Raw genomic sequence first — 7,889 nt, 5'->3', positions numbered from 1 at the left:
CAGACCGGCTGCTTGCTTTTCTGCAGGAGCGTCCCGGCCATGCGATGCCGTATTCGGATGAAACGCCGCCCGACATCATCAAGCAGCGTTTCGGCATCAGCAAATCCGCCTTTAAACGCGCCCTTGGCAAGCTGATGAAGGATGGGCTGGTTACGCAGAAGGACAGCTGGACGTATATGGTTAAAAAAGAGGAGAACTCCGGTTCAAACGAATAACCCGGCAACGCAGGGGAAGCTTCTAAGAAAGTGGTGTCATCATGTTGTCTTACCGCAAGTTTGCTTACGTATATGATCAACTCATGGAAGACATGCCGTACCCGGACTGGATCCGCTTTGCGAGAACCGCCTGGGAGAAGCACGGAATGCCAAAAAGCGTCGTCGAGCTCGGATGCGGGACAGGCAGCATCACCATACCGCTCGTCAACTCCGGTTTTGAAGTAACGGGGATTGACCTGTCAGCGGATATGCTGTCGGTTGCCAGGCGCAAGCTGGAGGGCACGCCTCAGGGACATCGCTTGTTCCGTGAAGGGAGCGTCCGCTGGGTGCAGCAGGATATGCGTTCCTGGGAGCTCCCCGAGCAGGTGGATTCCGTCATTTCATTTTGTGATTGTGTGAACTACCTGCTGGAGGAGAAGGACATCCGCTCCGCTTTTGCAAGGACCTACAACGGTCTCAAGGAAGGCGGCACGTTCCTGTTTGACGTGCATCACCCCAATACGCTGCTGCGATACGACGAAGAGCAGCCATTTGTTCTGGATGAACGGGAAGTGTCCTATATATGGACATGCGACCTGGATGAACGCCGGATGGAGATTGAACATCACCTCTCCATTTTTGCACGGGATGACCAAGACCGAACGATCTACCGCCGCTTTGAAGAAACGCATGTCCAGCGGGGATATGACCCGGAATGGATGAAGGTTGAGCTGATTAAGGCCGGATTCCGGGACGTGAAATGTTATGCCGATTTTGAGTGGACGGAAGCGGGTCAGGATGCATCCAGGCTGTTCTACGTTGCCGTAAAATAAACGAATACCCTTAGGAGAAGGCACGCTTCTTCGTCTATTCAGGACGGAGGAGGTGCCTTTTTGGTTATATAAGAGTGCCTATACTTCGAGTCCGGAATTTTTCAAAAATCGCTGCGGATGCGACGGCTCATCGCGGTCTGTTCTCAAGAGAAACACGTCGATAGACTCAGTTCTTGCGTCAATGGGCGACTCATTATATTCAAAGACATTTCTTTTCGGCTTTATTTGACTGTGGTTAAGGTTCATGGGAAGGGATATGGGTTTGCTTTCGGGACTGTGCTACGATGGGGGATAGATAGGATGAGCAGATATGAGAGCGCTATCTTTCGGGAGGCTTTTGACCTGCCGGAACGCACTGAATGACATCATATGAGTTCAACGTTGGTCAAATGATGCATAAACTAATAAATTTGGTCGAGAGAGGATGAATGATCATGAAACTGTCCGTATTTACGGTCGCCACCCCTGATTTACTGCCGGAGGAATTGGCCCAAGCGGCGGCGGATGCCGGTATCGAAGGGATCGAATGGCGCTTCAAGGAAATTCCGGCAGAGGCTGCCGAAGAGAAGCCTTCCTTCTGGGGGCATAACCGCTGCTCCATCGATCCGAACGGCACGCAGGAAGATTGGCTCAGGTTTAAGCAAGCAGCCGACAAGCATGGCCGGCGCAGTCTTGCGGTCGTTCCTTATCTGACCTGCGGCGACGTGGAAGCGACGGAGAAGGTCATGCAAGCGGCCAAGCTGATCGGAGCCTCTTTCATTCGTGTGGGGATTCCGGGATATAACCGAACGCGCAATTACAACGAGCTGTACGACCAGGCGGTCCGTTACCTTCATGAGGTGCAGGATCTTGCTGCCGCTTACGGGGTTAAAGCCGTGGTGGAAACCCATCATCTTACGATCACTCCGAGCGCCGGACTGACGCACCGGCTCGTATCCCACTTCAATCCGCAGCATATCGGCGTGCTGTATGATCCGGGCAACATGGTCCATGAAGGTTACGAGAACTACCGGATGGGCTTGGAGCTTCTCGGTCCCTACGTGGCTCATGTCCATGTGAAAAACGGGGGTTATCGAAAAACGCCTTCCGAGGATGGAAGCTCGGCATCCTGGTCCGGAGAATGGGTCTCGCTTGACCAAGGGGCCGTCCCATGGAAGCAGGTCATACAGGACTTGCAATCGGTCGGCTACGAAGGTTACTACGGAATCGAGGATTTTAGCGGGACGTTTGAATCCAGGGAGATGCTGCTTCGTTTTGCCGAGCAGATGAAAATGTGGGCAGACCATAAACAAAGCGTATAGGACACTTATGAAGGAGGCGATAGATATGGAACAGGTAAGAGTAGGGGTTATCGGACTGGGGATGGGTTTTTCGCATGCCAGATCGCTTGCAGCGGGGCGGATTTCGGGGGCGCGGCTTAGCGCCATATGCGACCTCAACGCGGCCAAGCAGGAAGAAGCGCGGGCTACGCTCCCATCGGACGTGAAAATTTGGAGTGACGCGGATGCTATGATCTCTTCGGGAGAGATCGATGCGGTGATTATTGCAACGCCCCATTATGCCCATCCTCAAGTGGCGATCGCGTGCCTGAATCAAGGACTCCACGTCCTGATTGAGAAGCCGGCGGGCGTGTATACGAAGCAGGTGCGGGAAATGAACCGCGCGGCCGAAACCAGCGGCAAAGTGTTCTCGATCATGTACAATCAGCGCTGCAATCCGCTGTATAAAAAGCTTAGAGAGCTCATTGAGGCCGGCGAGCTCGGCGAAGTCCGGCGGATGAATTGGATCGTCACGAATTGGTACCGCTCACAGAGTTATTACGATTCGGGCGGATGGCGCGCTACCTGGGCGGGAGAAGGCGGAGGCGTCCTGATTAACCAATCTCCGCACCAGCTGGATCTGTGGCAGTGGACGACCGGCATGATGCCGAAGCGAATCCGCGCATTTTGTTCCTTCGGCAAGTACCGGAACATTGAAGTGGAAGATGACGTGACGGCTTATGCCGAATACGAGAACGGCGCCACGGCCGTCTTCATAACGACAACGGGGGAAGCGCCGGGCACGAACCGGTATGAAGTGACGGGAGACCGCGGTAAAATCGTCATCGAGGACGGCAAGCTTACCTTCTGGCGTCTTCGGGTGCCTGAACCGGAGTTCAATCAGCAGTATACCGGGGGCTTCGGCGAACCGGAATGCTGGAAATGCGAGGTGCCGATCTCGGGAGACAATCCGCAGCATAACGGCATCATCCAGAACTTTGCGGACGCCATTTTGCACGGAACGCCATTGATTGCGCCGGGCGAAGAGGGAATCCACGGATTGACCCTATCCAATGCCATGCACCTGTCCACTTGGACCGACAATTGGGTCGACCTGCCGTTGGATGAGGATCTGTATTACGAGATGCTGCAAGAACGGATAGCGAATTCGTCCACCAGGAAAACGGTCAAGGAGATCGGGCCGGTGGATATGAGCAAGACGTTTGGCGCTTATTAAATTACAATCGGGAGGCTCTTGGTATGGACCGAAGCAATGGAATGCTCTATGCGCCGGTGGGCAAGGCCCAGCCGGTATGCAAGCCCGGAGAATTTATTTTTGCAGCCATGTCGCTGGAGCATGGCCATATATACGGCATGTGCAACGGCTTGATTGAGGCCGGGGCGACGCTGAAGTGGGTGTATGACCCAGACCCCGCCAAGGTTGCGGCTTTTTGCAAGGCATACCCGGGGGCAGCCGCGGCTTCCTCCGAGGCCCAGGTGCTGGAAGATGCCGAAGTTCATCTGGTGGCGGCTGCCGCCATTCCTTCGGAGAGGTGCGAGCTCGGCCTGAAGGTCATGTCGCACGGCAAGGATTATTTCACGGATAAAACGCCGTTCACCACGCTGGAGCAGGTGAACGCTGCACGCGCGAAAGCCGCGGAGACGGGCAAGAAATACATGGTCTATTACAGTGAACGGCTGCATGTGGAGAGTGCCGTCCATGCCGGGAAGCTGATTCAGGACGGGGCGATCGGGCGAGTGGTTCAAGTGATGGGAACAGGACCGCACCGTTTGAATGCGTCCTCCCGCCCGGACTGGTTTTTCCGTCATCAACAGTACGGGGGCATCCTGTGTGACATCGGCTCCCACCAGATCGAACAATTTTTGTTTTATGCGGGATGCCGCGATGCCAAGGTGATCAGCAGCAAGGTGGGCAATTATGCGAATCCGGAATACCCCGAGCTGGAGGATTTTGGAGATGCAACGCTGGTGGGAGACAATGGAGCCACCAATTATTTCCGCGTCGATTGGCTGACGCCCGGAGGACTTGGCACTTGGGGCGATGGCAGAACCTTTATTCTGGGAACGGAAGGATACATCGAGCTTCGCAAATACATCGATATCGCAAGGCATCCGCAGGGGGATCATCTGTACTTGGTTAACGGCGAAGGAGAGTTTCATATGGAACTTCAGGGGAAAGTGGGCTATCCGTTTTTCGGGGAGCTTATTCTGGACTGCCTGGAACGCACGGAACATGCCATGTCCCAGGAGCATGCCTTCAAGGCCGGAGAATTGTGCGTGATTGCCCAAAATGAAGCCGTGCGCATTCCGTAAAATGATTTATAATAGAGAAAACCCCGTTACGTTGAGGGTTGGGGGTTAGACAACTCCAAAATCGCTAAAGGGACGATTCTCTAAAATGACCTCATCTGTCGATATGATGCCAGGCTTTGACCGCATGCAGCTTCAAGCGCCGTTCGATCTGACCTATTACAATGAACAGCCGCTGTCGGGAGGGCAGTTTCACTCGCATGCTTTTTATGAAATCTATTATTTCCATGAGGGACGCTGCACGTATTTGATAGGCGATTCCGTGTTTACCCTGAAACCGGGGGATCTGCTCCTGATGAACGGGCTTACGCTGCACTGTCCGAATGTTGAACCCGATTCCAGATATGTAAGGAGCATTCTGCATTTTGATCCGGCCTGGATCTGCAAGGGGCTTTCGGAGACGGCCAAATCGATATTGCTGGACCCCTTCGAAACGCTGCGGAATCACCGCATGACGTTGACGGGGGAGAACCGGGAAGAATTCGAAGGGATGCTGGCCGACATACACCGCCTGTCGTCCTCCACGGCCAGGTTTCGCCAGGAGCGGATGACCCTTCGAATCCAGGAGATGATGTACGTCATCGCCGATTGGTGCCAGGCGGCCGTGCAGGATCACGACGCGATCTCGGAGAAGGAGCGGCATGTCCAGCATGTCGTCTCGTTTGTCGAGGAAAATTATATGCTGGATCTGACGCTGGAGGGAATCGCCCGCGACATGCATATCACGAAGCACTACTTATCCTCCTTATTCAAGGAAGTGACCGGAACGACGGTGTTCAAATATGTGTATCACCGGCGGATCAACCAGGCAAAAATCATGCTTAGGCTCCACCCCCATCTGAGCATAACGGAGATCAGCCAGGCGTCCGGTTTCAAGCATTTGGCCCATTTCAGCCGGATGTTCAAGGCCATGGTCGGGACGACGCCGGAATATTACCGCAGAAGCGGAGAAGAGCTTTCGTTGACTTGACCGCGCTTTTTGGGTATAATAGCCACATTAAAACGGTAATATGAACGCGATGATGAGGATCAATCGTTCCAATTTCGATCATGCAGAGAGCCGGTGTCTGGTGAAAACCGGTTGACGATAGGGATGAACTCGCCTCGGAGCAATGGTGTTAACCCGGCCGTCGGAGGGCTGTATTCCGGCAGCATCGGCCGATGAAGCATCGTCGTCTTATCCGCGATAAGGATGCAAAGGGAGCGAAAGGCAAAGCATGCCTTTGGCTAACTAGGGTGGTACCACGGGAATCAAACCTCTCGTCCCTAGCGATCAACGCTATGGATGATGAGGTTTTTTTGTTTTTTTGGGCAATGGCGCAGGCCTTGCCTCTCGACTGCGAAGGAGGAGCAATGAAGTATGACGGACAATCAACCAACCGGCCACGGCTACCAGCCGCAGGCCATCGAACCGAAGTGGCAGCAATACTGGGATGAGAACAAAACCTTTAAAACGGAAGATGCCTCATCCAAACCGAAATTTTACGCGCTGGATATGTTTCCGTACCCATCGGGCGCAGGCCTGCACGTAGGACACCCGGAGGGATACACGGCAACGGACATCGTGTCCCGCTACAAGCGGATGCGCGGATACAACGTTCTTCATCCGATGGGATGGGACGCCTTCGGCCTGCCGGCAGAGCAGTATGCGATGGACACGGGCAAACATCCTCGTGAGTTCACCGTGCTGAATATCGATACGTTCCGCCGCCAGATCAAATCCCTCGGGTTCTCGTATGATTGGGACCGCGAGATCAGCACCACCGATCCGGAATATTACAAATGGACGCAGTGGATCTTTATCCAGCTCTATAAACGCGGCTTGGCCTATGTGGCCGAGGTTCCGGTAAACTGGTGCGAAGCGCTCGGCACCGTGCTGGCGAACGAAGAGGTCATCGACGGCAAGAGCGAACGCGGAGGCCATCCGGTCGTACGCAAGCCGATGCGCCAATGGATCCTGCGCATTACCGAATATGCGGATCGCCTGCTGGAGGATCTGGACGAGCTGGACTGGAGCGAAAGCCTGAAGGATATGCAGCGCAACTGGATCGGCAAATCCACGGGCGCCGAGGTCCGGTTTGACATCGAAGGGTATGATGGTCATCTGGAGGTGTTCACCACTCGCCCGGATACGCTGTTCGGGGCAAGCTACTGCGTCCTGGCACCGGAGCATGACCTCGTGGACAAAATTGCGACAGCCGATCAGCGCGATGCGGTGAAGGCTTATCAGGATCAGGCAGCACGTAAAAGCGACCTGGAGCGGACGGATCTGGCCAAGGATAAAACCGGCGTATTCACGGGTGCGTATGCCATCAACCCGGTCAACGGCGCCAAGGTGCCGATCTGGATCGCGGATTACGTGCTTGCCGGCTACGGCACGGGGGCCATTATGGCGGTTCCGGGACATGACAGCCGGGACTGGGAGTTTGCGAAGCAATTCGGTCTTCCGATCATTGAAGTCGTTCAAGGCGGAAACGTCGAGGAGGAAGTATATACCGGCAGCGGCGCGCACGTGAATTCCGGCTTCCTGAACGGGCTGGATAATGAAGAGGCTATTCAGGCGATGAATGAATGGCTGGAGAAAGAGGGCAAGGGCAAGAAGAAGGTGACCTACCGTCTGCGCGACTGGCTGTTCAGCCGTCAACGCTATTGGGGCGAGCCGATTCCGATTCTGCATCTGGAAGACGGAACGATGAAAACCGTGCCGGAAGATCAGCTTCCATTGCTTCTGCCGGATGTGGATCAGATTAAACCGTCCGGCACCGGCGAATCGCCGCTGGCCAACGTGACGGAGTGGGTGGAAACGGTTGATCCCGAAACGGGTATGAAAGCCCGCCGCGAAACCAATACGATGCCGCAATGGGCCGGCAGCTGCTGGTACTACCTGCGTTACATCGATCCGGATAACCATGATGAACTGTGCTCCAAGGAGAAGCAGAAGGAATGGCTGCCGGTTGACCTGTACATCGGCGGCGTGGAGCATGCTGTGCTTCACTTGCTGTATGCGCGCTTCTGGCACAAAGTATTGTATGACCTGGGCGTCGTCGATACGAAGGAGCCTTTCCAGAAGCTGGTCAATCAGGGCATGATCCTGGGGAACAACAATGAGAAAATGAGTAAATCCCGCGGCAACGTCATCAATCCGGACGATATCGTGAACGAGTATGGCGCTGATACGCTGCGCGTATACGAGATGTTCATGGGGCCGCTGGAAGCGACGAAGCCATGGAACACCAACGGCGTTGAAGGAACGCACCGTTTCCTTTCCCGCG

General features: G+C 54.8%; 6 protein-coding genes, 1 pseudogene and 1 other annotated feature. All 7 genes and pseudogenes read left to right on the top strand.

From position 1 onward, the window contains the following. A pseudogene (locus HMPREF9412_RS00355) lies at positions 1 to 215 on the top strand (MarR family transcriptional regulator); the annotation flags it as partial. Between the two features lie 41 nt (positions 216 to 256). Next, positions 257 to 1,027, top strand: a complete 771-nt coding sequence (locus HMPREF9412_RS00350; protein ID WP_009589238.1) for a class I SAM-dependent DNA methyltransferase — start codon at positions 257 to 259, stop codon at positions 1,025 to 1,027. Positions 1,028 to 1,461: 434 nt separating this feature from the next. Then, a complete protein-coding gene (locus HMPREF9412_RS00345; protein WP_009589241.1) occupies positions 1,462 to 2,328 on the top strand; it encodes a sugar phosphate isomerase/epimerase family protein in 867 nt (288 codons plus the stop codon). A gap of 25 nt (positions 2,329 to 2,353) precedes the next feature. Continuing rightward, positions 2,354 to 3,523: a Gfo/Idh/MocA family protein gene (locus HMPREF9412_RS00340; RefSeq protein WP_009589235.1), complete on the top strand. Its 1,170-nt coding sequence runs from the start codon at positions 2,354 to 2,356 to the stop codon at positions 3,521 to 3,523. Positions 3,524 to 3,546: 23 nt separating this feature from the next. Further along, positions 3,547 to 4,620, top strand: a complete 1,074-nt coding sequence (locus HMPREF9412_RS00335) for a Gfo/Idh/MocA family protein (RefSeq protein ID WP_009589239.1) — start codon at positions 3,547 to 3,549, stop codon at positions 4,618 to 4,620. Between the two features lie 85 nt (positions 4,621 to 4,705). Further along, positions 4,706 to 5,587: an AraC family transcriptional regulator gene (locus HMPREF9412_RS00330; protein WP_009589236.1), complete on the top strand. Its 882-nt coding sequence runs from the start codon at positions 4,706 to 4,708 to the stop codon at positions 5,585 to 5,587. 40 nt (positions 5,588 to 5,627) lie between these two features. Beyond that, positions 5,628 to 5,888 (top strand) — a binding site (T-box leader). 89 nt (positions 5,889 to 5,977) lie between these two features. After that, a partial coding sequence (gene leuS, locus HMPREF9412_RS00325) for a leucine--tRNA ligase (RefSeq protein WP_009589237.1) occupies positions 5,978 to 7,889 on the top strand: 1,912 nt, incomplete at its 3' end.

The sequence above is a fragment of the Paenibacillus sp. HGF5 genome (assembly GCF_000204455.1).
GTDB classification, from domain to species: Bacteria; Bacillota; Bacilli; order Paenibacillales; family Paenibacillaceae; genus Paenibacillus_AQ; species Paenibacillus_AQ lautus_A.
Note: the sequence above shows the minus strand (reverse complement) of the source record. Positions and strands in the feature narration are given on the sequence as shown.

Excerpts from the sequence above, each read along its gene's own strand:
- HMPREF9412_RS00350 (WP_009589238.1), top strand. The coding sequence starts at position 257 with ATGTTGTCTTACCGCAAGTTTGCTTACGTATATGATCAACTCATGGAA.
- HMPREF9412_RS00345 (WP_009589241.1), top strand. The coding sequence starts at position 1,462 with ATGAAACTGTCCGTATTTACGGTCGCCACCCCTGATTTACTGCCGGAG.
- HMPREF9412_RS00340 (WP_009589235.1), top strand. The coding sequence starts at position 2,354 with ATGGAACAGGTAAGAGTAGGGGTTATCGGACTGGGGATGGGTTTTTCG.
- HMPREF9412_RS00335 (WP_009589239.1), top strand. The coding sequence starts at position 3,547 with ATGGACCGAAGCAATGGAATGCTCTATGCGCCGGTGGGCAAGGCCCAG.
- HMPREF9412_RS00330 (WP_009589236.1), top strand. The coding sequence starts at position 4,706 with ATGACCTCATCTGTCGATATGATGCCAGGCTTTGACCGCATGCAGCTT.